The following is a 24,292-nucleotide window of genomic DNA, read 5'->3' on the forward strand; positions in this document are numbered from 1 at the left end:
CGCCACGGCGGCACCGGCCCGCAGATCCAGCCGGACGCTCAGGCGGCGTCCGGCCGCTCGCCCCGGGGACAGCACCGCCAGGGCCGCCGACACGGCTGCGCTCCGGCCCGCAGGCCCAGCCGGGCGCTCGGCCCCCGGACTCTCGAGCGGCGTCCGGCCACCGACCCCGGGAAGACAACACGGCCAGGACCGGACGAGCTGCGGCTGACGGATCTCGTGTCGGCGAACGCGGCGCCGGCGTGGCTGTCCACCGCTCCGCACCCGGACGCTCAAGCGGCGTCCGGCCGCCGATCCCCGGAGGACAACGCGGCCAGAGCCGCCGACACGGCGGCACCCGCCCGTAGGTCCAGCCGCACGCTCGTGCCCCGCGCACGGTGCCGCATCTCGTCGGCGGCGAGTGAGAGCAGCTGCGGCAGCAGGTCCGTGCACCTGCGGGCGACCCAGCCGGTGCCGGCCGTGGCCAGCCACCACAGGCTCGCCGCCCGGGTAGGGGCCGGGGCGTCGGGCTCGGGCGACGGCGCGGGCCCGGTCGCTATTCCGCGTGCCGCCAGCAGCGCGTGGAAGCGCAGGGCCAGCTGCCGGTGCCCCCGCTCCCCGGGGTGCAGCCGGTCCGCACTCCACATCGCCCGGTCGGTGGTCCACCCGCCCTCGCTCGCGTGCAGATGCGCCGCGCCGTACCGGTCGGACAGCGCGTGGACCACCGTGTTCACCGCCCGCTGCCGCCGGGCCAGCGGGCGGGCCAGCGCCCCGGGCAGTCCCAGCATGGTGCCGGGGTCGGGCAGGCACGCGGTGAGCAGCACGGCGCCCTGTCCCGTGCAGGACGCGTACACCCGGTCGAGGCGTGTGGCGACGGCGTGGATGTCGAAGGCGCGGCGCAGGGTGTCGTTGACGCCGACGACGACGGACACGAGGTCGGGCCGCAGCTCCAGCGCGGCGGGCAGCTGCTCTTCGCACACGTCGCGGGTCTGCGCTCCGCTCACCGCGAGGTTGGTGAACCGCGCGGGCTCCGGTGCCAGCGACTCGGCGAGCAGCTCCGCCCAGCCCCGCCACCGGCCGCCGACGCGGTCCCCGACGCCCTCGGTCAGCGAGTCCCCGAGGGCCACGAACCGCGGGGATCTCATGAGAACCCCCTGGGCGCGGCGGGCCGTACGGGAGTCGCGCCCGTCCGCCCGTCCGGTGCCGCGGGCAGGACCGGGCCGGGCGCCGCCACCCCGGCGGGCGCCGTCACCCCGGCGGACGGCGCGTCATGCGCCGCGAGGAACGCCGCCACGGAGGCGTCCCACCCGAAACACCCCGCACGCGCGCGTGCCGCCTCCCGTCGGGCCGGCCACGGCCGTTCCAACAGCAGCTCGACGGCGTCCGCGAAGGCCTCGCCCCGGTCCTCCGCGATCGCGCCCGACGCGCCGATCACCTCCGGCAGGGCGGAGGACGCGCTCGCCACGACGGGCGTGCCGCACGCCATCGCCTCCAGGGCGGCCAGCCCGAAGGTCTCGGCGGGCCCCGGCGCCAGGCACACGTCGGCGGTGGCCTGGAGCGCGCCGAGGAACTCGCGGTCGCGGACGTGGCCCAGGAAGGTCACCGGCAGGCCGCGCTCCCGGGCGTGCCGTTCGAGCCGCGCCCGCAGCGGCCCGTCGCCGGCCACCACCAGCACCGCCCGCCGCCCGTGCCGTCGCAGTGCCTCCAGGGCGTCCAGCGCCGTGCCCGGGCGCTTCTCCAGGGACAGCCTGGAGCACATCACCAGCAGCGTTTGCGTGGCGTCCGCGTACCGGGCGCGCAGTGCCGGGTCGCGCAGGGCGGGGTGCCGCTCCACCAGGTCGACGCCCAGCGGGGCGCGGACGACGTTGCGGGCCCCGATGCGTACGAACTCCCGTTCGGCGAACTCGGTGGTGCACACCACGCGCGCGTAGGTGTGCGCCGTACGGGTGTTGAGGGCGTCGGCGGCGCGCCGGGCGGCGGCCTCGGGCAGTCCCCAGGTGCGCAGCACCCCGTCGGCGGTCTCGTGGGAGACCATGACGGCCGGGACCCGCGCCCGCCGGGCCCAGGTGCCGGTCCAGCGCAGGGTCGTGCGGTCGGACACCTCGAGGCGGTCGGGGGCCAGCTCCTGGAGGAGGGCGGCGATCCGTGCCCGGTCGGTGAGGACGCGGTAGCCGCCGGTGCCGGGCAGCAGCGGGCCCGGCAGGGTGATCACCCTGCCCTGTTCCGTCTCGCGGTCGCTCGCCCGCTCGCCGGGGACGACGAGCACGGGCTGGTGGCCTGCCGCGCGGTAGCCCTTGCCGAGCTCCCGCAGCGCGGTGCGCAGTCCGCCGGAGGCGGGTGCGACGAAGTTCGCGAGCCGCACGATCCGCAGCGGCCCGTCGTTCCGCACCCGCCCGGAGCTCGTACGACCGCCCGCGCGCGTCGTGGCCGTGGTCCGCGGTGAACGGCCGTCGGCAGGCGTCCCGTTCATGCCGCCACCGCCGTCCTGCGCCCGGCGAGCACGTCCGCGTAGTGTCCGATCAGCTGGTCACCGACGGCGGCCCAGGTGCGTCCCTCGACCGTCGCGCGCCCGGCCGCGCCGTACGCGGCCCGCAGCCCGGGGTCGGCGGCCAGGGTGCGCACCGCGTCGCGTACGGCGGCGGCGTCGCCCGGCGGCACGAGCAGTCCGGTGCGTCCGTGCGCGACCAGATCCAGTGGGCCGCCCGCCGCGGGCGCCACCACGGGGACGCCGCCGGCCATCGCCTCCTGCACGGTCTGGCAGAAGGTCTCGAAGGGCCCGGTGTGCGCGAAGACGTCCAGCGAGGCGAAGAGCCGGGCGAGGTCGTCGCCGGTGCGGCGGCCCAGGAAGACGGCGCCGGGCAGCGCGTCTTCCAGTCCGGGCCGGCTGGGCCCGTCGCCGACGACCACGACCCGCACCCCGGGCAGGTCGCACACGCCGGCCAGCAGCTCCACCTGCTTCTCGGGGGCGAGCCGGCCGACGTAGCCGACGAGGAGCTCGCCGTTCGGGGCGAGCGCCCGGCGCAGTGCCTCGTCGCGCAGGCCGGGCCGGAAGCGGGCGGTGTCCACGCCGCGCGGCCACAGCTTGACCCGGGGCACGCCGTGCGCCTCCAGGTCGCGCAGGGCGGCGGAGGACGGCGCCAGGGTGAGGTCGGCGGCCGTGTGCACGGAACGCAGCCGCCGCCAGGCCGTCGCCCCGCCCGCGCCCAGGTACGTGCGGGCGTATCCGGCGAGGTCGGTCTGGTAGACGGCGACGGCGGGCAGACCGAGGCGGGCGGCGGCCGCCATGCCGCGCACCCCGAGGACGAAGGGGCCGGCCAGGTGGACGACGTCGGCCCGGTGCTCGGCGAGCGTGGCGGCGAGACGGCGGCTGGGGAGGGCGACGCGGACCTGGGGGTAGCCGGGCAGCGGGAGGGAGGGGACGCGGACGACGGGACACGGCGCCTGAATGTCGGGTGCGTCGTCGGCGGTGGCGGGGGCGACGACGACAGGGGTGTGACCGTGGTCGGCGAGGTGCCGGGCGGTCTGGAAGGCGCAGTGGGCCACGCCGTTCACATCGGGGGGAAAGGATTCGGTCACGATGACGACTCGCATACCGGTGTTGTCGCCGCGCCGGACGTGCCCACGTCAACGTGGATCTTTCCGTGCGGGGAACGCGCCATGAGCGTTGCCCCGAGCCCCCGGGCGGGTCAGGCGGCGTCCACGCGCGCCTGACCCGCGGGTCATCCTCTGTTCACACCGTGCGCGCCGGGGGCGTCACACGGCGGTCTCCTCGGGGCCGATGCGGCTGCGCACGGCGGTCTGCACCTCGGCCTCCTCGGCCGGGTCGGCGGCGAGCCGGCGCAGGCGCTCGACGACGCGGGCGTCGCCGGTCTCGGCGTGCCGGGCGGCGATCTCCCGGGTGGTCTCCTCGCAGTCCCAGAGGCATTCGACGGCGAAGCCGGTGGGGAAGGACGGGTCGGTGGCGGCGAGGGCGCGGGCCGCGCGGCCGCGGAGGTGGGAGGAGGCCGTCTCGCGGTAGACGTGCCGCAGTACGGGTGCGGCGCAGGCGATGCCGAGGCGTCCGGCGCCGTCGACGAGGGTCCACAGGGTCGCCGCGTCGGGGCCCTCGCCCCGTACGGCCTCGCGGAGCGCGGCGAGGACCAGGTCGCGGTCGCGTACGCCGCCGCGGCAGGCGAGGACGCGGGCGGCGGCCTCGCCGAGGGCGTCGGGCCGGCGGGCCCAGCCGCGCGCCCGGTCGACGGCGGCCATGCTGCGCATGCGTTCGAAGGCGTCGACGGCGGCCTCCACGACGGCCGTCGAGCCGGTGCTCACGGCGCCCTCGATCAGGTCGAGGGCGTCGGGGTCGCCGGTGTCGGCGAGATAGCGCAGGGCGGTGCAGCGGGCGCCGTCGGAGCCGTCCTGGGCGGCCAGGACGATCTCGGCCCTGTCCTCCGGTCCGGCCACGGCGGACAGACATCGGGCGGCGGGGACGTGCAGCGCGGCGCCGCGGTCCAGACCCTGCTGGGCCCAGTCGAAGACGGCCTGGACGCTCCAGCCGGGGCGTGGCCCAGCGGGCCGCATCTGCCGTTGCCAGCGGTCGAAGGAGCCGGCCTCCTGGGCGGCCCGTACGCGCGTGGCGACGGCGGGGCGCGGGTCGTCGGCCCACAGCCGCCAGGGGCGTGGTTCGAAGGCGTCGCGCACGGTCGCGGCCAGTTCGGCCTCGCCCTCGGCGTCGGTGGAGAAGCGTGCGAGCACCGGGGCGGCGAGGGAGCGCAGGCCGGCGTCGTCGTCGCGCAGGGCGAGTTCGTCGAGGGCCCAGGTCCAGTTGGTGCCCTGGGCGGCGTACCTGCGCAACAGGTGCAGGGCGTCCTGCCTGCCGTAGGAGGCGAGGTGGCCCAGGACGGCGAGGGCCAGCCCGGTGCGTGACTCGTCGGTGTCGAGGATGTCCTCGGGGTCGAAGAGGTGGGCCTCGACGGCCTCGAGTCCGCCGTGCAGGTCGAGGTAGAGGCGGGCGTAGTAGAGGGAGCGGTTCTCCACCCGCCAGTCGTGGCGCGGGTCGCGCAGCACACAGTGGTTCAGTGCCGCGAGCGCCTCGGAGCGGGGGGCGGTGAGCGCGTGCAGTGTGCCGTCGCCGCGGCCCCGCTGGAGCAGGCCGAGCAGCGTACCGCTGGGCGCTATGACCGGATCGAACATGGGAAACAGCCTCACATCAAGCGTCGACGCAACCGGGAGTGTGGATCACCTGGCCGCGTGACAACACGTCGGGGCGCCCGCCGTTTCCTGCTTGTTGTAGACCATCTCTCTCTGCCTCTCGTCGGTGGCCCATGCGGACCGAGTCACGGTCCGCGCGGTGCGGCAACATCTGCCCAGCCATCGCGTCCGTGAATCACGTCGTCATGATGACCCGGCGGTCACATCTACCGCGACCGTATTTCGGCGGCCCTGTACCGCCTCCCCCGTTTTCCGTGTCGTCGCTGGTCGGAGCGGAGTCGCTCAGGTCTGCGCGAAGAGTTCGAGCAGCTCCGTGCGGGCGAACATCCGGGCGGTGTCGACGGCCGACGGGGTGCCCGCGGAGGGGTCGGCGCCGCCCTCCAGGAGGGCCTTGACGACGTCCGTCCCGCCCTTGAAGACCGCTCCCGCGAGTGGTGTCTGGCCGCGGTCGTTGACGCGGTCGGCGTCGGCGCCGCGGGCCAGCAGGGCGCGCACCGCGTCGGCGTGGCCGTGGTAGGCGGCGAGCATCACGAGGGAGTCGCCGCGGTCGTTGGTGAGGTCGGCGGGGACGCCCGCGTCGACGTAGGCCACGAGTTCCTCGGTGCGGCCGCGCCGGGCCAGGTCGAAGATCTTGGTCGCGAGCTCCACGACCTCGGGGTCGGGGGCTTCACTCATCGCCGGACCGCCTCTCACTGCACGGGGTGCACGGGTACACGCATCGGGAACGGGCGTACGTCTGCACGTGGGGCAGGCGTACGGGTGAATCGCCAGGGTACTGGCTCGGGCGGCACATGAGCCGACGCGGCCGAGGTAATGATCACGGCGGACACCGCCCGGCATTCGGGGCGGATATCCACCCAGTTGCACCTTTTATCGTATAGATACATTCTGTGATCAGGGAAGTACTCATGGTGACTGCCCCCGTGAACCAGGAGAACTCACATGATCATCTCGATCTCATGCGTGGTGCTGCTCGGCATCGTCGTCTTCATCTTCTTCCGCAAGGACGGACTGAAGCTGTCGCACGCACTGGTGGCGATGCTGTTCGGCTTCTATCTGGCCAGCACGGCCATCGCGCCGAGCATCAAGGCGGGCGGCGAGAGCCTCGCCGGCCTCCTGGGCGGGTTCAAGTTCTGACCCGCCCGACCACGCCCCGCCCGCCCGTACGCACCCTCTGGAGACCGTAGTGGCCCGGCGTCCCCTTCCCCGCATCCTCAGCAACGGCAGCGCCCAGCTCGCCCGGAGCCGGGAGCTGGCCAGGACGGCGGCCGACAGCGCCACGGACGTCCTCCACCCGCTGATCACCATCACGCGCGGGCTGCGCCGGCTGGCCTCGGCCGGACGGCGCAGGTGGGTCGACACGCCCAAGGAGCGGCGCGGGACGGTGCTCCTCGCGGTGGCGGCGGTGCTGATGGGCGTGGTGCTCGCGCCGTACGGCCCGCTGCTCGCCGTCGTCGCCCTGATGGCGGCGGCGGCCTGGCACGGCCGGGACCGCACGCCCGCGGCCCCCGCCGGACCCGCACCCGGCCAGCTCCAGCGCCTGACGTCGCTGTACGAGGCCCTGGTGCCGTACTTCTCGGCGAGCGACGACCCCGAGCCGCTGTACGCCCGCGGCGGCGACTGGGAGAAGGTCTTCTCCGAGTACGAGTTCGACGGCGACGGCCGTCTCGCGCATCTGGTGATCTCCTACCCAGCCTACTTCACGGACGCCGAGCCCGAGTCCCGGGCGCGGATCGAGCAGCTGCTCGGCGCCAAGTGCGGACGCGGCCGGGAGTACCACTTCGGCTGGGACGAGGAGGCCAACCAGCTCACCGTCCGCGTCCTCGCCCCGCTGCCCACCGACATCGCGGCGCAGCCCTTCGTCACGGCCCCCGGCGAGACGGTGCTCGGCTTCACCGACCCCACGCGCGTGCGGCGGACGCTGCCGCTCACCCACGGCGCGCACGGCGAGGAGCGGACCGACGTCCCGCCGGTCGTGTGGCGCACCGGCGTCCGCTCCACCGAGCCGCACCTGCTCGCGGTCGGCCAGCCGGGCAGCGGCACCTCGACGCTGCTGCGCTCCATCGCACTCCAGGCGCTGCACCACGGCGACGTGGTGATCGTGGACGGGGGCGGGACCGGCGAGTACGCCTGCCTCACCGGCCGGGACGGGGTGCTCGCCGTCGAGTGCGCCCTGTCGGGGGCGGTGACCAGTCTGGAGTGGGCCGCCGCCGAGACCGAGCGGCGGCTGGCCGCGGCCGGCAAGGCGCACCAGGCGGGCGACCCGCCGCCCGAGGACACCAGGCGCCCCCTGTGGCTGCTCCTGGACCGGCCGAGCGTCTTCACCCACCTGGCGGCCGCGGACGGCGGCACCGATCCGCAGTCCCTCCTCCAGGCCCCGCTACGGCACGGGCGCGCGGCGAACGTCACCGTAGTGGTCGCGGAACAGTTCGACGGCCTCGACGCCCTGGCCGCGCCGGTACGGCAGCACACCCGCGCGCGCGTCGTGCTCGGCCCCGCCACGGCCGGGCAGCTGGAGAGCGTGCTGGGCGCGCCGCCGCACACCACGCCGGTCGACCAGATGCCGCCCGGGCGCGGCTACGCCCGGCTGGGTACGGGCCCGGTGCACCGGCTCCAGGTCCCGGCGACGCCGGACCCCTACGACGACGCGACCAGCGAGGCGCATCGGCGCGCGGTGCTGGACCTTCTGCCGCCGCGGACGACGCCGGTGGACGAGGAAGCGCCGGTGCGGGTGGATTCCGCGGCGGCGGAGGAGGGGGCGGGGCAGGTGCCCGTGCCGGAGGCGGTCCTGCTGGACAAGGCGGCGACGGAGAAGGTCGCGGCGGCGGCGATGGCGACGGAGACGGGGACGGGGACGGGCGTCCCGGAAACGGCCTCCGCCCAGCCGGCCCCGGAGGGCGCGGCGGTGGCGGAGTCCTCCTCTTGACAGCCCCGGGAACGCCGGCTGCGGGTCGTTGGATGGCTGAGCGCGCAGTTCCCCGCGCCCCCAGGGCGTTGGCGCCTACGCCACGAAGGTGCGGGGGGCCTCGCCGCCCGACGTCCCCCCCGTTTCCACGATCCGCGCCGCCGCCGCCAGACGTACCGCCGCCTCCTCGGCCACCGCACCCCCCACCGTGAACGGCAGTCGCACATAGCCCTCGAACGCGCCGTCCACCCCGAAGCGGGGTCCGGAGGGGACGCGTACACCCACCCGCTCCCCCGCCTCGGCGAGGCGGGAGCCGGAGAGGCCGCCGGTGCGGACCCAGAGGGTGAGGCCGCCGCGGGGGACCTCGAACTCCCAGCCGGGGAGTTCCCGCCGCACCGCGCTCACCAGTTCGTCCCGGTTCTGCCGGGCCTGCACGCGGCGCAGCTCGACCGCCTCCTCCCAGCCGCCCGTGCCGAACAGCCAGTTCACGGCGAGCTGTTCGAGCACCGGGGTGCCGAGGTCGGCATAGGCGCGGGCCGCGACGAGGCTGCGGATGACGTCGGGGGCGGCGCGTACCCAGCCGATGCGCATGCCGGCCCAGAACGCCTTGCTCGCCGACCCCACGGTGACGACCGTCGACCCGGCGGGGTCGAACGCGCACACCGGGCGCGGCATCTCCACGTCCTCGTCGAGCCACAGCTCGCTCATCGTCTCGTCGGCGACCAGCACCGTGCCCGCCGAGCGGGCCGCGTCGACGAGGCGGCGCCGCTGGTCCTCGTCGGCGAGCGCCCCGGTGGGGTTGTGGAAGTCGGCGACGACGTAGGCGATGCGGGGCGCGGCCTCGCGCAGCACCTGGCGCCAGCGGTCGAGGTCCCATCCGGTGAGACCCTCGGCCATGGCGACGGGGACGAGCCGGGCGCCGGCCTCGCGCATCAGCTGGAGGATGTTGGCGTAGGAGGGCGACTCCACGGCGATGCGCTCGCCGCGTCCGCCGAAGAGGTGGCAGATGGCGTCGATGGCGCCCATCGCACCGGTGGTGACCATGATCTGCTCGGGCATGGTGGCGATGCCCCGCCGGGTGTAGCGGTCGGCGATCATCGCGCGCAGCGCGGCAAGCCCCGCCGGGTAGTCGCCATGGGTGTGCGCGTACGGCGGGAGCTCCTCCAGCGCGCCCTGCACGGCGCGGGTGAGCCACGGCTCGGGGGCGGGCAGGGCGGCGCAGCCGAGGTCGATCATGGAGCCGAGCGCCTCGGGCGGCAGCGGCTCCAGGCCCCGCGCCGGGACCGGGTTGCCGGCCGGGACGGCGGTCCAGCTTCCGGCGCCGCGCCGCGACTCGAGGAAGCCCTCGCCGCGCAGCGCCTCGTAGGCGGCGGCGACGGTCGTGCGGCTGACGGAGAGGCCGAGGGCGAGTTCCCGTTCGGCGGGCAGCCGCGCGGCGACCGGCACGCGCCCTTCGAGCACCAGCAGGCGGATGCCGTCGGCGAGGGCGCGATAGGCGGGCGGGCGCCGGGTGCCGGGCCCCGCCGGGCGGTCCTGCTGGGAGCCGAGCAGCCGGGCCAGCTGGGCGGCCCCCACCGCGGACGTCCACTGCGCCATACGAATCAGTCCACCTTCCCCGGATTGGCCCTGGATGGCAGGACCAGTCACGCTCCAGGGTGACACGCGTCGGTCCACTTCCACCACAGGGGGCACCTCTTGGCCAGAACCGCGCTCGGCGAGCGCCGTCTCGTGCGGCGGCTGTTCCAGCTCTACGCGGGCCTGGCCCTGTACGGGGCCAGCTCGGCGCTGCTGGTGCGGTCCGGGCTCGGGCTGGAACCGTGGAACGTCCTGCACCAGGGCCTGTCCGAGCGCACCGGACTCTCCATGGGCGTGGTGCTGACCGTGCTGGGCGCGGCGATCCTGCTGCTGTGGATCCCGCTGCGGCAGCGGCCGGGACTCGGCACGATCTCCAACGTGCTGGTGATCGGCGTGGCGATGGACGCGACGCTGGCCGTGGTGCCGGACGCGCACGGTCTGGCCGTGCGGGTGGCGCTGATGGCGGCGGGGATCGTGCTGAACGGCGCGGCGACCGGCCTCTACATCGCGGCGCGGTTCGGCCCGGGGCCGCGCGACGGGCTGATGACGGGGCTGAACCGGCGCACGGGCCTGTCGGTGCGTCTGGTCCGCACGGCCATCGAGATCACGGTGGTGGTCACCGGCTTCGTGCTGGGCGGCACGGTGGGCGTCGGCACCGTGCTGTACGCGGTGGCCATCGGCCCGCTCGCCCAGCTGTTCCTGCGCGTCTTCGCGGTCCCCGTCCCGGACGGGGGCGGCACCGTCGTTGCGGGCCGGACACCCGAGCGGGCGATACTGCGGTCGTGACCCCGCGGATACGCCACCCCTACCTCGACCATCCCGGACCGCTCGCCTTCGCCCACCGGGGCGGGGCCGCGGACGGTCTGGAGAACACCGTCCGGCAGTTCCGGAACGCCGTCGAGGCGGGTTACCGGTACATCGAGACCGACGTCCACGCCACGCGCGACGGCCGGCTCGTCGCCTTCCACGACGCCACCCTGGACCGGGTCACGGACGGCGCGGGCCGGATCGCCGACCTGCCCTGGGCGGAGGTGGCCCGGGCTCGGGTGGCCGGGCTGGAGCCGGTCCCGCTGTTCGAGGAGCTGCTGGAGACCTTTCCCGAGGTCCGCTGGAACGTGGACGTGAAGGCAGAGCCCGCGCTGCGTCCCCTGCTGGACCTGGTCGAGCGCACGGCGGCCTGGGACCGGATCTGCGTCGGGTCGTTCTCGGAGGCGCGCGTGGTGCGCGCCCAGCGGCTGGCCGGGCCGCGGCTCGCCACGTCGTTGGGCACCCGGGGCGTGCTCGGCCTGCGGCTGCGCTCCTGGGGGCTGGCGGCGCCGCTGCGCGGGTCGGCCGTCGCCGCCCAGGTGCCCGAGGAGCAGTCGGGCGTCCGTGTGGTCGACGAGCGGTTCGTGCGGACGGCCCACGCGCGCGGGCTCCAGGTCCATGTGTGGACCGTGAACGAACCGCAACGCATGCACCGGCTGCTCGACCTGGGGGTGGATGGCATCATGACCGATCACATCGGCACACTGCGCAAGGTGATGGAGGACCGCGGCACCTGGGTCTGAGACCGCCGCAGCCCCCGTCGCCTCGGCGCGCACACGGGGAGGCGAGGGCACGGGTGGACACCGACACCGTGCGGTCACCGGCGGCGGACGACAGCGCCGCGCGGCGGCGCGAGCAGCGCGGCTGGTACTTCTACGACTGGGCCTGCTCCGTGTACTCCACGAGCGTGCTGACCGTGTTCCTCGGCCCTTACCTGACCTCGGTCGCCGAGGCGGCGGCGGACGCGGACGGGTTCGTGCACCCGTTGGGCGTCCCCGTGCGGGCGGGCTCCTTCTTCGCGTACTCCGTGTCCCTGTCGGTGGTCGTGGCGGTGCTGTTGATGCCGCTGGTGGGGGCCGCCGCCGACCGCACCGGGCGCAAGAAGCCGCTGCTCGCGGCGGCCGCGTACACCGGCGCCGCCGCCACGGCCGGGATGTTCTTCCTCGACGGCGACCGCTATCTGCTGGGCGGGCTGCTGCTGGTGGTGGCGAACGCCGCGCAGTCGGTCGCGATGATGCTCTACAACTCCTACCTGCCGCAGATCGCGCCCCCGGAGGAACGCGACGCCGTCTCCTCCCGCGGCTGGGCCTTCGGCTACGCGGCCGGCGCGCTGGTGCTGGTGGCGAACCTCGTCCTCTACACGGGGCACGACAGCTTCGGGGTGTCCGAGGGCATGGCGGTGCGCATCTGTCTCGCGTCGGCCGGGCTGTGGTGGGGCGCGTTCGCCCTGATACCGCTGCGCCGGCTGCGGGACCGCCGTACCCCCGCGCGCGAGGCGGCCCTCCCGGGGTTCCGGCAGCTCGCGGCGACGGTCCGCGACATGCGCCGGCACCCGCTGACGCTCGCCTTCCTGCTGGCGTACCTGATCTACAACGACGGCATCCAGACGGTGATCTCCCAGGCCTCCGTGTACGGCTCGAAGGAGCTGGGGCTCGGGCAGTCGACGCTGATCGTGGCGGTGCTGCTGGTCCAGGTACTGGCGGTGGCGGGCGCGCTGCTGCTGGGCCGGTGCGCCCGGCGGTACGGGGCGAAGCGCACGATCCTCGGCTCGCTGGTCGCCTGGACGCTGACGCTGGCCGCCGGGTACTTCCTGCCGGCCGGCGCGCCCGTCTGGTTCTTCGTGCTGGCGGCCGGGATCGGCCTGGTCCTCGGCGGCAGCCAGGCCCTGTCCCGCTCCCTCTTCTCCCATCTGGTGCCGCCCGGGAAGGAGGCCGAGTACTTCTCGGCGTACGAGATCAGCGACCGGGGGCTGAGCTGGCTCGGGCCGCTGCTGTTCGGTCTGACGTACCAGCTCACCGGCAGCTACCGGGACGCGATCGTCTCCCTGGTGGGCTTCTTCGGCCTGGGGTTCGTCCTGCTCGCGCGGGTACCCGTACGGCGGGCGATCGCCGACGCGGGCAACCCGGTGCCCCAGCGGATTTAGCGCTCAAGGCGAAAGGGCGGTAGTGTACGCGTTTGGCCTGCCAGGCGTACCGTTACTGCGCGTCAAAGATGCCGAACCGCTGTGTGACATCTGTGACCAGATGTGACAAACCGGGCGTCGGTGGGTACTGCACTGGTTGACAAAGGCTGCGGCCACGACGGCGACACATGACCCGGAACGGGACTCGGAACGGGAATCTTTACCGCCGACCGGACGTTGACCGGATGACGACGACAGCGACACCTGTCCTGTGGGCGACAAGCCCGGGAGGCACGATTCATGAGTGAGCGAGCTCTTCGCGGCACGCGCCTCGTGGTGACCAGCTACGAGACGGACCGCGGCATCGACCTGGCCCCCCGCCAGGCCGTGGAGTACGCATGCGAGAAGGGGCACCGCTTCGAGATGCCCTTCTCGGTCGAGGCGGAGATCCCGCCGGAGTGGGAGTGCAAGGTCTGCGGTGCCCAGGCACTCCTGGTGGACGGAGACGGCCCGGAGGAGAAGAAGGCCAAGCCTGCGCGTACGCACTGGGACATGCTGATGGAGCGGCGCACCCGTGAGGAGCTCGAAGAGGTCCTCGAGGAGCGTCTCGCCGTTCTGCGGTCCGGTGCGATGAACATCGCGGTGCATCCGCGGGACAGCCGCAAGTCGGCCTGATCCCGGCGGGAGCCCGCCCGGACGCACAGCGACAGGACCGAGGGCGCCGTACCTGTACGGCGCCCTCGGTCCTGTCCGCGTGCCCGGACGCGGCCGGGCCGTCAGGCCGTCAGGGTTTCCTCACTCCTTCGTCAGCGGAGGCCGCGGCCCCTGCGGGGTGTCCCCCGGGGCGCTTGCGGGCTCGTCCCTGACGACCTCGCCCTGGACCACCTTGCCGTCCGGGCGGCGCATCCGGGCCTGGGTGAAGGCGTCCCCCAGCGGACTCTGCGCGGCGGCCTCGCGGAGCTTGCGCTCGAAGGTGCGCTCCGCGTAGCGGCTCACGGCCTTCTGGACCGGGGGCACCAGCAGGAGCAGGCCCAGCGCGTCGGAGATCAGGCCGGGCAGGACGATGAGCAGGCCGCCCAGCATCGTCAGCCCGTTGCCCTCGCTGTCGGTCCGGGCGCCAGGGGTCACCGGGCCGCCGCCCTGCTGCTGTTGCACGGTCTCGGTGAGGTTCCGGAAGGCGCGGCGGCCCGCCCGCTTGATCACGTACGAGCCCAGGACGATCCCGGCCAGCAGGATCAGGAAGACCACCAGACCGCTCGACGCGCCGGCGACCAGGGTCAGCAGCCAGATCTCCAGCACGAGCCATGCGGCGACGCCGAGCGGCAGCAGCGTGCGCAGCCGGGAGCGCCGGGGCCGGGCGGGGTACGGGCTGTGAGCACCAGTCGTCATACCCCCAGTGTGCCTGGGCCCGGCTCAGCACGGGATAAGCGGCCCTGCGGCGGCCGATCCGGCCCTACGGCTCGGAGCGCCCGGTGTCCGGGGTGGTCTGCTCGACCGGGGCGGCCTTGCCGGCGCGGGGCTGACGGGGCTTGTCGTCGTCGCCGCGGCCGAGGACCTTGCCGACCCTCTCCCCCACGCCCCAGGCGGTGACCCGCCACAGCGCCTCGACGAGGATGTCCCGGCTCATCTTGGAGTCGCCGAGCTCGCGCTCCACGAAGGTGATGGGAACCTCGACGACGTGGTAGCCGGCCTTCACCGCGCGCCGGGCGAGGTCGACCTGGAAGCAGTAGCCCTGGGACGCGACCTCCTCGAGGCCGAGCCCTTCCAGCGTCTCGCGGCGGAAGGCCCTGAAGCCGCCGGTGATGTCGCGCAGCGGCAGGTCGAGCGCCATGCGCGAGTAGAGGCTGCCGCCGCGGGAGATGAACTCACGGGACTTCGGCCAGTTGACCACCCGGCCGCCGGGCACCCAGCGCGAGCCGAGCACCAGGTCGGCGCCCTTGAGCGCGGTGAGCAGCCGGGGCAGCTCCTCGGGCTGGTGCGAGCCGTCGGCGTCCATCTCGATCAGCACGCCGTAGCCCTGCTCCAGGCCCCAGCGGAAGCCGGCGAGGTAGGCCGCGCCGAGGCCCTCCTTGCCCTTGCGGTGCAGCACCTGGACGTGGTCGTCGCCGGCGGCCAGTTCGTCGGCGAGCTTGCCGGTGCCGTCGGGGCTGTTGTCGTCGGCCACGAGGACGTGCGCCTCGGGGACGGCCTTGCGCACGCGTCCGACGATCGCCTGGATGTTCTCCGCCTCGTTGTACGTGGGGATGATCACCAAAGCCGTACCGAGCGGGCCGAATTTCCGCCCCTGGGATCCTGCCGTGAGGGTCCCGTCGCCGTCGTTCACTGCTGCCCCTTCATGTCCTGTGCGCAGGATCCCACCTTAGTGTGCACGGCCTGGGCTGACGTGACAGGACGTACACAAGGTGGCGTCGTTTCCCGATCATCGGGTAGGCACATCTTCTTCCACCGGTGTGCGCGGACGGCGGATGGGGGCCCGGCGCCCTTCGGGCCGGCCCGGGACCCGCCGGCTGCGGATCGGCCTGGAGCCGTTGTCTACTGAGCGCCCGGGCCCCACCCGGGGTCGCACCTCCCCGGCCGGCGGACACGTCCCTCGGTCCCGCGCCGCGCTGAGCCTGGCTCCCAGCGACGGTGCCCCGGTGCGGCACACCGTCCCTGACCCAGCGGCGCCGGCCCGAGTGGCCGGACGTTCTCCGGTCGGGCGTCCGGTGGTGGACCCGGCCGAACCTACCGGCCCCCCGCGGCCGCCTGTCAACAGTCGTTCCACCTGGGCGGCATCCTTCAAATGCCTGGTCAGAGGCGAGGATGCGCAGGTCGCACGACAGGGGCGCGGCGCATGATCGACCACCGCGCCGCCCGTGCAGATCACTCGCCCGGCCGTACGAAGACCGTGCGGCCGCCGACCACCGTGCGGAGGCAGACGGGCAGGTCACGGCCGGGGGTGAGGTCGGGCAGGCCGGGGGTGCCGGACCTCGGGTCGGTGGACCAGCGGGCCACCCGGTCGTCGGGCGCCTGGACGACGAGTGCGCCGGTGCGCCAGACGGCGTAGTCGGCGGGGGCGCCGGGCACCAGGACGCCCGCGTCGTCCCGTCCGGTCGCCCGCCAGCCGCCGCGGGTGTGCGCGGTGAAGGCGGCGCGGACGGAGACGCGGTGCTCGGGGGTGCGGTGGAAGGCCGCGGCCCGGACGGTGCCCCAGGGGTCGAGCGGGGTGACCGGGCTGTCGGAGCCGAACGCGAGCGGGACGCCGGCCCGCAGCAGCGCGGCGAACGGGTTGAGCGTGCGGGCGCGCTCCGCCCCGAGCCGCTGGGCGTACATGCCGTCCTCGCCGCCCCACAGGGCGTCGAAGGCGGGCTGGACGGAGGCGGTGAGGCCGAGCTCGGCGAACGCGGCGATCGTCCCGGGGGTGACCATCTCGGCGTGCTCGACGCGGTGCCGGGCGGCGCGCACGCGGGCGAGGCCGAGCTTCTCGGCCGCCGCGCGGACGCCGTCGACCACGGTGCCCACGGCGGCGTCGCCGATGGCGTGGAAGCCCGCCTGGAGGCCCGCCTCGGTGCAGGCGACCACATGGGCGGCGACCGCGTCGGCGTCGAGGTGGGCGGTGCCGGTGTGGGGGGCGTCGGCGTACGGCTGGTGCAGGCAGGCGGTGTGCGAGCCCAGGGCGCCGTCGGCGAACAGGTCGCCGGCCGCGCCGAGGGCGCCCAGCTCGCGGGCCTTGGCCACGTCCTGCTCGGCCCAGTAGCCGACGACGCGGGGGCCCGGTTCCTCGCGGGCGAGTCGCAGCAGGCCGGTGAAGTCGTCCTCGGAGGAGATCTCGGGGCCGCCGCACTCGTGCACCGTGCCGATGCCGAGGGAGGCCGCGTGGGCGAGGGCGGCGCGCTGGGCGGCGGTGCGCTGTGCGGGGGTGACGGCGCCCAGGGCGGTGGCGCGCACCGCGTGGTGGTCGTCGCCGGTGAGCGGGCGGTCCTCGCGGGCCACGCCGCCCGCGACGAGGTCGAGCAGCGCGGTGGAGACGACGGCGGAGTGCACGTCGATGCGGCTGAGGTAGAGCGGGCGGCCTCCGGTGGCCTCGTCGAGCTCCGCGCGCGTCGGGGGCCGGCCGCCGGGCCAGCGGGCGGCGTCCCACCCGTGCCCGAGGAGCACCCGGTCGTCCGGGCGGGCGGCGGCGAACTCCCGCACCCGCGCGAGGGCGTCCTCCAGGGAGGCGGCGGTGGACAGGTCGAGGCCGGTGAGGGCGAGTCCGGTGGCGGTGGTGTGGACGTGCGCGTCGGTGAACGCCGGGGTGACGAGCGCCCCGTCGAGGTCGACCACCTCGTCGACACCGTCCGCGAAGGCGTCGGCGGCGCCCTCGGAACCCACCCAGGCGACCTGTCCGCGCTCGACGACCATCGCGGTGGCGAAGGGGTCGGCGGGGCTGTGGACCTCTCCGCGACGGAGCAGGACGGTGGGCGGCGGGGCGGTACGTTCACTCATGCCCTCAGTCTCGCGCGCCGCGCGGGCGCCCCCGCACGCAGGTCCCCCTCGCCGCGGAGGGGAGGAGGGGCGGCGCCCTCCCCCTCCGGGGGCGGCGCCCTCATCCCGGGCCCGTCAGATGCGCGGCGGCCGCGCCTCGTACGGGGTGGACAGGACAACCGTCGTGCGCGTGGACACGCCCGCCAGGGAGCGCACCCGCGCGAGGAGTTCCTCGAGCTCGTGCGGGGTGGCGACGCGGACCTTGAGAATGTAGTTCTCGTCACCGGCGACGCTGTGGCACGCCTCGATCTCGGGCACGCCGGCCAGGCGGTCCGCGATGTCGTCGGGGGCGCTGGGGTCGAACGGTTTGACCGAGATGAAGGCGGTCATGGGCAGGCCGACCGCCTCCGGGTCGACCACCGCCGCGTACCCGCGGATGACGCCGCGCTGCTCCAGCCGCCGCACCCGCTGGTGCACGGCCGACGTGGACAGGCCCGTGGCCTTGCCCAGGTCCGTGTAGCTCATCCGCCCGTCCTTGACGAGCAGCTGCACGATCTGTCGGTCCAGCTCCTCCATGGCGCTGAACCTACAGGGCGCTTGATCGCCTCGGACACCGGAACGACGGCGCGGAAGCGCCCCGGACGGCATCTGCGAGGGGCATGTGACGAAGACCACACACCTTGCGCCGTCTCCGTGATGTTCTCGTGATTACCCCCTGGGGGTGGTGGGAAGTGCTTGCTGTGGTCGAGGCCGCAGTGCCTGAACGGCCCAGCCCGAGGGGGAGAACCCAATGCAGAGTCTTAAGCGCCCTGGTCGTACCACGTCCAAGCGGCAGCAGCCCGTCGTCACGCCCGAGCCGGAGTACGTCGAACCCGGAACCCCGGAGGACGACTTCGACGCGTACGACACCTTCGAGATGTTCCGGGTCGTGTGCCCGGACTGCTCGCAGCCCATCGCCCTCCTGGCGGACGAGGAGATCCTGCCGGAGCACGCCCTGTGCGCCTCGCCGTGGAACCCGTTCGGGCTCACGGTCTGCGCCGGCACCGGCCGCCGGGCGTCCGAGGCCCGTCCCGCGGACGAGACCGTCACGCCCCAGGAGCAGGACACGGCCCTGCTGCTGACGCTCCCTCAGGGGCTCGACTGGCGGACCCAGCCCTTCTCGCACGTCGGCGGACCGGGATCGCGTCCGGTCCGGTTCCCGGTGATGCGGCGCGAGGCCGCCTGAGCGCGGGCCGGCCCGGGGGTGGCGGAGGACCGCCACCCTCGCCGTTCGCCACCGTCGCCGTTCACCACCGTCGCCCTTCGCCGCTTCCACGCATCGCCCGTCGCCGGTGCGCCCCGTCGTCGCCCGGCCGGTCCCGCCGGTGTCCGCGGGTGTCCGCCGGTGTCCGCGGGTGTCCGCCGCACGGGGCATCGTTGAACGCACGCTCTATTCGGCACGCCGGTGACCCGGCCGCCCGCTCGCGCGTTGGCCGGGCATGACGACCCCCACGTACTCGACGACCGGGCGTCAGCGCCACGTGTTCGTGCCGCCGCCCGTGGAGGCGGCCGTGACCGCCCCGCCGCCGCAGCTCCCGGACCCGCCGATCTACCGCGAGATGATGCGGACGTGGACGGACCGGGGCCGCACCGTGCCGGGGCGGCACGACCCGGAGTGGGCCCGGCTCGCCGGGCCCTGGCGGGGGTTCGGCCGGTTCAGCGGCTCTCCGGCCCCGCGAGGTGGCGGGCGATGACCATCCGCTGGATCTGGTTGGTGCCCTCGACGATCTGAAGCACCTTCGCCTCGCGCATGTAGCGCTCGGCGGGGAAGTCGGCGGTGTAGCCGTAGCCGCCGAGGATCTGCACGGCGTCGGTGGTGACCCGCATGGCCGTGTCGGTGCAGTGCAGCTTGGCCATCGCGGCCTGCCGGCCGAACGGGCGGCCCGCGTCGCGCAGCCGGGCCGCCGCCAGGTACAGCGCGCGTCCCGCCTCGAGCTGGGTGGCCATGTCGGCGAGCATGAAGCGCAGCCCCTGGAAGTCGGCGATCGGCCGGCCGAACTGGCGCCGCTCGGTGGCGTAGCCGACGGCCTCGTCGAGCGCCGCCTGGGCCACGCCGATGGCGCACGCGGCGATGCCGAGCCGTCCGCCGTCGAGCGCCGACAGGGCGATGGCGAAGCCCTGCCCCTCCTCCCCGATGCGGCGCGCGTCGGGCACGCGGACGCCGTCGAAGTGGACCTGGGCGGTCGGCGAGCCCTTCATGCCCATCTTCTTCTCCGGCGCGGCGGCACTCAGCCCCTCGGCGTCCCCGGGCACCAGGAACGCGCTGATGCCGCGCGCCCCCTCGCCGCCGGTGCGCGCCATGACCGTGTAGAAGTCGGCGACGCCGCCGTGGGTGATCCACGCCTTGGTGCCGTCGACGACCCACTCGTCCCCGTCGCGGACCGCGCGGGTGCGCAGGGAGGCGGCGTCGGAACCGGAGGAGGGCTCGGAGAGGCAGTAGCCGCCGAGCAGTCCGCCGCCGAGCATGGCGGGCAGGTGCTCCGCGTGCTGCTCCTTGGTGCCGAAGGCGGCGAGCGGGTAGGTGGCGAGCGTGTGCACGCTGACGCCGAGGGCGACGGTGAGGCGGGCCCGGGCGAGCTCCTCGAGGACCTGGAGGTAGACCTCGTACGGCTGGTCGCCGCCGCCGTACCCGGAGTCGTACGGCAGGCCGAGCAGGCCGGACTCGGACAGCAGGGTGAACAGCTCGCGCGGGAAGCGGCCCGCTTCCTCCTCCTCGGCGGCCCTGGGGGCGATCTCGCGCTGTGCGATGTCGCGGACGAGCGTGAGCAGGTCCCGGGCCTCGTCCGTGGGCAGTAGCCGGTCCACCGGCTGCGGGGCGCGGTCGGGCATGGCGTCGCTCTCCTCCCTGTAAGGGGCACATCGGCGTGCGCCTTGGGTGGAGGCGGCTCCGCCGGGGTCGTTCCGGTGCCGGGCCGATGCTCGCACTTCCGGGTCTCGGAAGCTGCTGACCAGCGGCTCTGCGCTGTGAGTATGCCCGATCGGCGGCATCACGTCACCAGTTAACGACCGCTTACTTCGCGACACCTTACGGCGCCCTTTCCGCGATCACATTGGTCCGCACCATTGACCAACTGGTCTAGTCCTTCTAGGGTTTCGCTCCAACCCGAGTCCCCGCGTCCATGTCAACGACGCGGCTCTCCCCTCCCCCACGAGGAGACACCGGATGCCATCCCCCCACCGCCCCCGCACGCTGCGGGCGCTGCTGTCCGTCGCCTGTACCGCCGTACTCGGCGCCGGACTGCTCGCCGGCACGGGCGCCTCGACCGCCACCGCGGCGACCTCGGCTCAGGAGGCCGCCGCCGGCTCGAAGGTCGTCGGCTACTTCACCGAATGGGGCACGTACGACCGGAAGTACTACGTCAAGAACATCGAGACGTCCGGTTCCGCGGACAAGCTCACCCACATCAACTACGCCTTCGGCAACGTCACCGGCGGCAAGTGCGCCATCGGCGACTCCTACGCGGCCACCGACCGCGCCTACACCGCCGGGGAGTCCGTCGACGGGGTCGCCGACACCTGGGACCAGCCGCTGCGCGGCACCTTCAACCAGCTGCGGAAGCTGAAGGAGAAGCACCCCGGCCTCAAGGTGATCTGGTCCTTCGGCGGCTGGACCTGGTCAGGCGGCTTCGGCGAGGCCGCGAAGAACCCGGCCGCCTTCGCGCAGTCCTGCCTCGACCTGGTCGAGGACCCGCGCTGGGCCGACGTCTTCGACGGCATCGACATCGACTGGGAGTACCCCAACGCCTGCGGCGCCACCTGCGACACCAGCGGCCGTGACGCCTACCGCGAGCTGATGAAGGCGCTGCGCTCCGCCTTCGGCGCCGACAGCCTGGTCACCGCCGCGATCCCGGCGGACGCCACCGCCGGCGGCAAGCTCGACGCGGCCGACTACGCGGGCGCCGCCCAGTACGTCGACTGGTACAACCCGATGACGTACGACTTCTTCGGCGCCTGGGACACCGCCGGGCCCACCGCCCCGCACTCGCCGCTGACCTCGTACGACGGCATCCCGAAGGCCGAGTACAACAGCGCCGCCACCATCGCGAAGCTGACCGGTCTCGGCATCCCCGCGGACAAGCTGCTGCTCGGCATCGGCTTCTACGGCCGCGGCTGGACCGGCGTCACCCAGGCGGAGCCGGGCGGCACCGCGACCGGTCCCGCGCCGGGCACGTACGAGCCGGGGATCGACGACTACAAGGTCCTCAAGGACAAGTGCCCCGCGACCGGCACGGTCGGCGGCACCGCCTACGCCAAGTGCGGCGACCAGTGGTGGAGCTACGACACCCCGCAGACCGTCGCCGCCAAGACGGACTGGAAGAACGAGCAGGGTCTGGGCGGCACGTTCTTCTGGGAGCTCAGCGGCGACACCGCGGACGGCGAGCTGATCAAGGCCATCCGGTAAGGGCTGCCCGAGCCGGACGCGCGCGGGGCGGGGATTCCACGGGGGGATTCCCGCCCCGCGTGTGTCTCCCCCGGCTGTCGGCCGCGGCCCTCCGTCAGCCGTCGCGGCGCGCGGGCCCGGGGGCCGGGTGGGACGGATCCAGTTCCTCGATGGCGCGCATCGCCCCGCCGAGCGTCTTCACCAGCAGCTCGCACATGGTCTCGCGGGACAGGTCGGGGCGGTCGATCCAGGCCAGCACCGCGCCCTCCACGCTGCACACCCAGGCCAGCAGCCCCATCCGGGCCACCGGGGCGATGTCGGAGCGGCCGTAGGCGCCCTCGGCGATGGTCGCGACGATCGCCTCGCGCACCCCGTCCCGGACGGCGTGCACCTCGGCGTCGAAGCCGACGCCGCCGCTCACGATCGCGCGGTAGGCGGCCTGGTTGTGCTCGGCGTACCGCAGATAGCTGTCGATGGTGCGCTGCACGCGCTCCTTGGGCGGCAGTTCGTCGCCGCTCGCGGCCATCGTGACCAGCCCGGCCACCGAGTCCTCGATGATGGCCAGGTAGTAGCCGCGCTTGGAGTGGAAGTAGTAGTAGATCAGGCCCTTGGCGACCCGCGCCTGGCGTGCGATGTCGTCCATCGACAGCGCGTCGTAGGACCGGTCGGCGAACAAACGGCGTCCGATGGCGATGAGTTCGGCGCGACGGGCCGACGCGCGCCGGGTGTCGCGGGACGAGGTCGGCACGGCGGACTGCTGGATGGTCTTCAAGGGCGGCCCAGGTCTCCTGCGGGGGGCGGGACGGTCCGCAGGAGTATGGCAGGTCGGCCCGCGCGGCGGCAGGGCGCTTCGCGTCCCGACGAGCCCCGGGGCCTCAGCCGGGCTACAGCAGTCCCAGCTGCGTCACGAGCATGGCGACGACCACGACGAGGGTCCAGCCCAGCACATGCTCGACGATCTTCGGACCGTCCTCACGGGGGCCGCCGGTACGGGCACGGGTGACGGTGGCTGCGGTGGCGCTCATGACTTCTACCTGGTCTCCGTTGGTGCGTGGATCCCCCCAAGCGACGTCGTCCACCTTGCCACCGGAAACGGCGGTCGCGGCCGAGAGGTTGCTCACACGCGGCGGGCCCCGGTGGCGGCCGGGGCCCGCCGCGTGCCGGTTCGGCACGCGTCGGTCAGCGCACGCCCACCGCCGCGAGCGCCTTGCGCTGGCGCGGGGTCGGGCGGGCCGGGAAGTACAGGTAGCAGACGCCGCCGGTGCCGGAGACGACCTTTCCGGAGGCGTTGTACCGCTTGGTGCGCAGCCAGATGTTCTCCCACTCGCGCCGCTTGTAGATCCGGCGCACGGCCTCGTTGTCGTCCGAGGCGGGGTCGTTGGCGATCACGTCGCCGTCGGCGGTGAAGCCGATGACGGTCATCAGGTGCCCGGAGGTGCCGTAGCCCGCCCCGGTCAGCTCCTCCTTCAGGAACGACTGGGAGGTGATGGCCGGGATGCCCGCGGCGATCAGCGTCTCCAGGTCGGTCAGCGACCGCAGCCGGGTGACGACGCCCTGGAGGCCGGGGAAGGTCGCCGCGTAGGCCGCGTTGAACGGCCAGTTGCCGCACCCGGCGTACTGGTAGTCGTAGGTGTGGCGGGCCGCGTGGCAGATCTGCGGGTCGGCGTAGGCCGGGTCGACCCAGCGAAGCTGCTCCTCGGTGAGCCGGCCGCCCCAGTACTCGATGATCATCTGCGAGGAGGTGGGGCTGCACCAGGCCTCGCCGCCGTTGTCGTACTCCGGGTACTGGCCCTTGTGGACCTCCTGCGAGTAGCGCGGGACGAGCAGTTCCCTGGCGAGTCCGGGCGTCGAGGCGGGGACGGTGAACCGGTCGGGGACGTCGGAGCCCATCACGCCGAGCCGCCACACGGTCGGGGTGAGGCGGGTGCCGGGGCGGCGGTACAGGGTGAGGCGCAGCCGGCAGGAGGCGAGGCGCAGCCCCGAGGCCGCGTCGTCGACGGCGAACGTGTCCGTCCAGACGCTGCTCTTCCCGTCGCCCTGGTCGTCCACGGAGGTGCGCCTGATGTCGGCGTCGCCGGCCGCCCAGCGGCCCATCACGTACCAGGGGGTGTCCGTGCCGTCCGAGTACGTGCCCTTGAGCTCGACCTGGAGCCAGGTGCCCTCGGGGGTGCGGGCGTTCCAGGAGGCGATCGCCTCGGTGGCGGGGACCGCGAAGCGGTGGACGGGCGAGGTCCAGGTCGCGTACTCCCAGGCGGCCGTGCGGCCGGTGTGCGGGTCGGTGTAGTCCGTGGTGCCGGCCGCCCTGGCGAGCACCAGGCCGGGGCGGACGCCGGCCACCGCACGGGTGCCGGCGGCGCTGCCGGAGCGCCAGTCGGTGTACGTCGTCCAGGCACGGTTGTCGACGGTGCGGGCGGCGGCGCGCCCGGGCGCCGCGGGCCGGGTGGCGCCGGCGGTCGGGACGGCCGCGGACGCCGTCGCCGCGCTTCCGGCGACGGTGGCGACGACCGCCGCGGCCAGAAGGGTTCTGCGGGACGGCAGTTCGGCTCTGCTCATGGGCGGGGGACCCCCAGGTGTCGGAGTCGGGACGGGACCGGTGCACGGCCGCCGGACGGTGTGCGTCCGGCGGATGGAGCGGGTGTGCGCCCCACTATGAACGCAGCCGGGCGGGTCCTGCCAGCATCCGGGCCGCGCGGCGTCGACCAACATGGGACTCGACCAATGGCGGAAGCGCCGCAGGTGGCGACGGCGTCCGGGGTGCTGTCGTCCGGGGCCTAGAGTGCTCCCGTCCGCCCACCCTCACAGCCCCGGGAACCAGCCATTCACACGCTCGCCTCCCGCATCCGCCGGCTTC

At 74.3% G+C, this 24,292-nt stretch carries 23 protein-coding genes; 9 read left to right on the top strand and 14 right to left on the bottom strand.

Annotated features, from left to right (window positions below):
- Positions 1-269: 269 nt before the first annotated feature.
- From ACFOSY_RS25585 to ACFOSY_RS25605, 5 genes are all read right to left on the bottom strand, one after another.
- Complete coding sequence (locus ACFOSY_RS25585; protein ID WP_394310967.1) at positions 270-1,121, bottom strand: SGNH/GDSL hydrolase family protein; 852 nt, start codon at positions 1,119-1,121, stop codon at positions 270-272.
- Positions 1,118-2,446, bottom strand: a complete 1,329-nt coding sequence (locus ACFOSY_RS25590; protein WP_394310970.1) for a glycosyltransferase — start codon at positions 2,444-2,446, stop codon at positions 1,118-1,120. Before ACFOSY_RS25590 ends, ACFOSY_RS25585 begins: the two co-directional genes overlap by 4 nt.
- Complete coding sequence (locus tag ACFOSY_RS25595; protein ID WP_394310972.1) at positions 2,443-3,567, bottom strand: glycosyltransferase family 4 protein; 1,125 nt, start codon at positions 3,565-3,567, stop codon at positions 2,443-2,445. The genes ACFOSY_RS25590 and ACFOSY_RS25595 overlap by 4 nt, the downstream gene beginning before the upstream one ends.
- A gap of 162 nt (positions 3,568-3,729) precedes the next feature.
- Positions 3,730-5,148, bottom strand: coding sequence for a HEAT repeat domain-containing protein (locus ACFOSY_RS25600; protein ID WP_394310974.1), 1,419 nt, complete (start codon positions 5,146-5,148; stop codon positions 3,730-3,732).
- Between the two features lie 300 nt (positions 5,149-5,448).
- Positions 5,449-5,841, bottom strand: a complete 393-nt coding sequence (locus ACFOSY_RS25605) for an ankyrin repeat domain-containing protein (protein WP_394310976.1) — start codon at positions 5,839-5,841, stop codon at positions 5,449-5,451.
- 267 nt (positions 5,842-6,108) lie between these two features.
- On the opposite strand from ACFOSY_RS25605, the gene ACFOSY_RS25610 reads away from it, so the two are divergent.
- Positions 6,109-6,303 (top strand): hypothetical protein, encoded by a 195-nt coding sequence (locus ACFOSY_RS25610; RefSeq protein WP_006136669.1) that lies wholly within the window; start codon positions 6,109-6,111, stop codon positions 6,301-6,303.
- A gap of 49 nt (positions 6,304-6,352) precedes the next feature.
- Positions 6,353-8,092 carry a hypothetical protein gene (locus ACFOSY_RS25615; RefSeq protein ID WP_394310979.1) on the top strand — a complete coding sequence of 580 codons (1,740 nt, stop codon included), beginning with the start codon at positions 6,353-6,355 and terminating at the stop codon, positions 8,090-8,092.
- Between the two features lie 75 nt (positions 8,093-8,167).
- On the opposite strand, the gene ACFOSY_RS25620 is transcribed toward ACFOSY_RS25615, so the two are convergent.
- A complete protein-coding gene (locus tag ACFOSY_RS25620; RefSeq protein WP_394310980.1) occupies positions 8,168-9,667 on the bottom strand; it encodes an SCO1417 family MocR-like transcription factor in 1,500 nt (499 codons plus the stop codon).
- Positions 9,668-9,766: 99 nt separating this feature from the next.
- On the opposite strand from ACFOSY_RS25620, the gene yczE reads away from it, so the two are divergent.
- From yczE to ACFOSY_RS25640, 4 genes are all read left to right on the top strand, one after another.
- On the top strand, positions 9,767-10,432 hold the full coding sequence (gene yczE / locus ACFOSY_RS25625; RefSeq protein ID WP_394310982.1) for a membrane protein YczE: 666 nt from the start codon (positions 9,767-9,769) through the stop codon (positions 10,430-10,432).
- On the top strand, positions 10,429-11,196 hold the full coding sequence (locus ACFOSY_RS25630; protein WP_394310984.1) for a glycerophosphodiester phosphodiesterase: 768 nt from the start codon (positions 10,429-10,431) through the stop codon (positions 11,194-11,196). Before yczE ends, ACFOSY_RS25630 begins: the two co-directional genes overlap by 4 nt.
- A gap of 53 nt (positions 11,197-11,249) precedes the next feature.
- A complete protein-coding gene (locus ACFOSY_RS25635; protein ID WP_394310989.1) occupies positions 11,250-12,596 on the top strand; it encodes an MFS transporter in 1,347 nt (448 codons plus the stop codon).
- A 279-nt stretch (positions 12,597-12,875) separates the two neighbouring features.
- On the top strand, positions 12,876-13,250 hold the full coding sequence (locus ACFOSY_RS25640) for an RNA polymerase-binding protein RbpA (protein ID WP_003977404.1): 375 nt from the start codon (positions 12,876-12,878) through the stop codon (positions 13,248-13,250).
- 120 nt (positions 13,251-13,370) lie between these two features.
- Here the strand turns inward: ACFOSY_RS25640 and fxsA are convergent, their stop codons facing one another.
- The 4 genes from fxsA to ACFOSY_RS25660 form a co-directional block, all read right to left on the bottom strand.
- The gene (gene fxsA / locus ACFOSY_RS25645) at positions 13,371-13,964 is read right to left on the bottom strand and encodes an FxsA family membrane protein (protein WP_394310993.1); all 594 of its coding nucleotides are present in this window, start codon (positions 13,962-13,964) and stop codon (positions 13,371-13,373) included.
- Positions 13,965-14,028: 64 nt separating this feature from the next.
- Positions 14,029-14,898 carry a polyprenol monophosphomannose synthase gene (locus ACFOSY_RS25650; protein WP_394310995.1) on the bottom strand — a complete coding sequence of 290 codons (870 nt, stop codon included), beginning with the start codon at positions 14,896-14,898 and terminating at the stop codon, positions 14,029-14,031.
- Between the two features lie 539 nt (positions 14,899-15,437).
- Positions 15,438-17,042: an amidohydrolase gene (locus ACFOSY_RS25655; RefSeq protein WP_394310998.1), complete on the bottom strand. Its 1,605-nt coding sequence runs from the start codon at positions 17,040-17,042 to the stop codon at positions 15,438-15,440.
- A 114-nt stretch (positions 17,043-17,156) separates the two neighbouring features.
- Positions 17,157-17,597, bottom strand: coding sequence for an Lrp/AsnC family transcriptional regulator (locus ACFOSY_RS25660; RefSeq protein WP_006136660.1), 441 nt, complete (start codon positions 17,595-17,597; stop codon positions 17,157-17,159).
- 214 nt (positions 17,598-17,811) lie between these two features.
- Here ACFOSY_RS25660 and ACFOSY_RS25665 point away from each other — a divergent pair, with 214 nt between their 5' ends.
- Together ACFOSY_RS25665 and ACFOSY_RS25670 are read left to right on the top strand one after the other, a co-directional pair.
- Positions 17,812-18,246 (top strand): hypothetical protein, encoded by a 435-nt coding sequence (locus ACFOSY_RS25665; RefSeq protein WP_394311000.1) that lies wholly within the window; start codon positions 17,812-17,814, stop codon positions 18,244-18,246.
- Positions 18,247-18,499: 253 nt separating this feature from the next.
- Positions 18,500-18,754, top strand: a complete 255-nt coding sequence (locus ACFOSY_RS25670; RefSeq protein ID WP_394311002.1) for a hypothetical protein — start codon at positions 18,500-18,502, stop codon at positions 18,752-18,754.
- Here the strand turns inward: ACFOSY_RS25670 and ACFOSY_RS25675 are convergent.
- Positions 18,717-19,889, bottom strand: a complete 1,173-nt coding sequence (locus ACFOSY_RS25675; protein ID WP_394311004.1) for an acyl-CoA dehydrogenase family protein — start codon at positions 19,887-19,889, stop codon at positions 18,717-18,719. The genes ACFOSY_RS25670 and ACFOSY_RS25675 overlap by 38 nt on opposite strands.
- A gap of 334 nt (positions 19,890-20,223) precedes the next feature.
- Between ACFOSY_RS25675 and ACFOSY_RS25680 the strand changes: the two genes are divergently transcribed.
- Positions 20,224-21,462 carry a glycoside hydrolase family 18 protein gene (locus ACFOSY_RS25680; protein ID WP_394311007.1) on the top strand — a complete coding sequence of 413 codons (1,239 nt, stop codon included), beginning with the start codon at positions 20,224-20,226 and terminating at the stop codon, positions 21,460-21,462.
- Between the two features lie 94 nt (positions 21,463-21,556).
- Here ACFOSY_RS25680 and ACFOSY_RS25685 read toward each other — a convergent pair whose 3' ends face one another.
- From ACFOSY_RS25685 to ACFOSY_RS25695, 3 genes are all read right to left on the bottom strand, one after another.
- Positions 21,557-22,213, bottom strand: coding sequence for a TetR/AcrR family transcriptional regulator (locus ACFOSY_RS25685; protein ID WP_394311009.1), 657 nt, complete (start codon positions 22,211-22,213; stop codon positions 21,557-21,559).
- A gap of 112 nt (positions 22,214-22,325) precedes the next feature.
- On the bottom strand, positions 22,326-22,466 hold the full coding sequence (locus ACFOSY_RS25690) for an SCO1431 family membrane protein (RefSeq protein WP_394311011.1): 141 nt from the start codon (positions 22,464-22,466) through the stop codon (positions 22,326-22,328).
- Between the two features lie 154 nt (positions 22,467-22,620).
- A complete protein-coding gene (locus tag ACFOSY_RS25695) occupies positions 22,621-23,994 on the bottom strand; it encodes a peptidase C39 family protein (protein ID WP_394311013.1) in 1,374 nt (457 codons plus the stop codon).
- Between the last annotated feature and the right edge of the window lie 298 nt (positions 23,995-24,292).

Origin of the sequence: Streptomyces lusitanus, assembly GCF_042647945.1 — a bacterium.
GTDB classification, from domain to species: Bacteria; Actinomycetota; Actinomycetes; order Streptomycetales; family Streptomycetaceae; genus Streptomyces; species Streptomyces pseudogriseolus.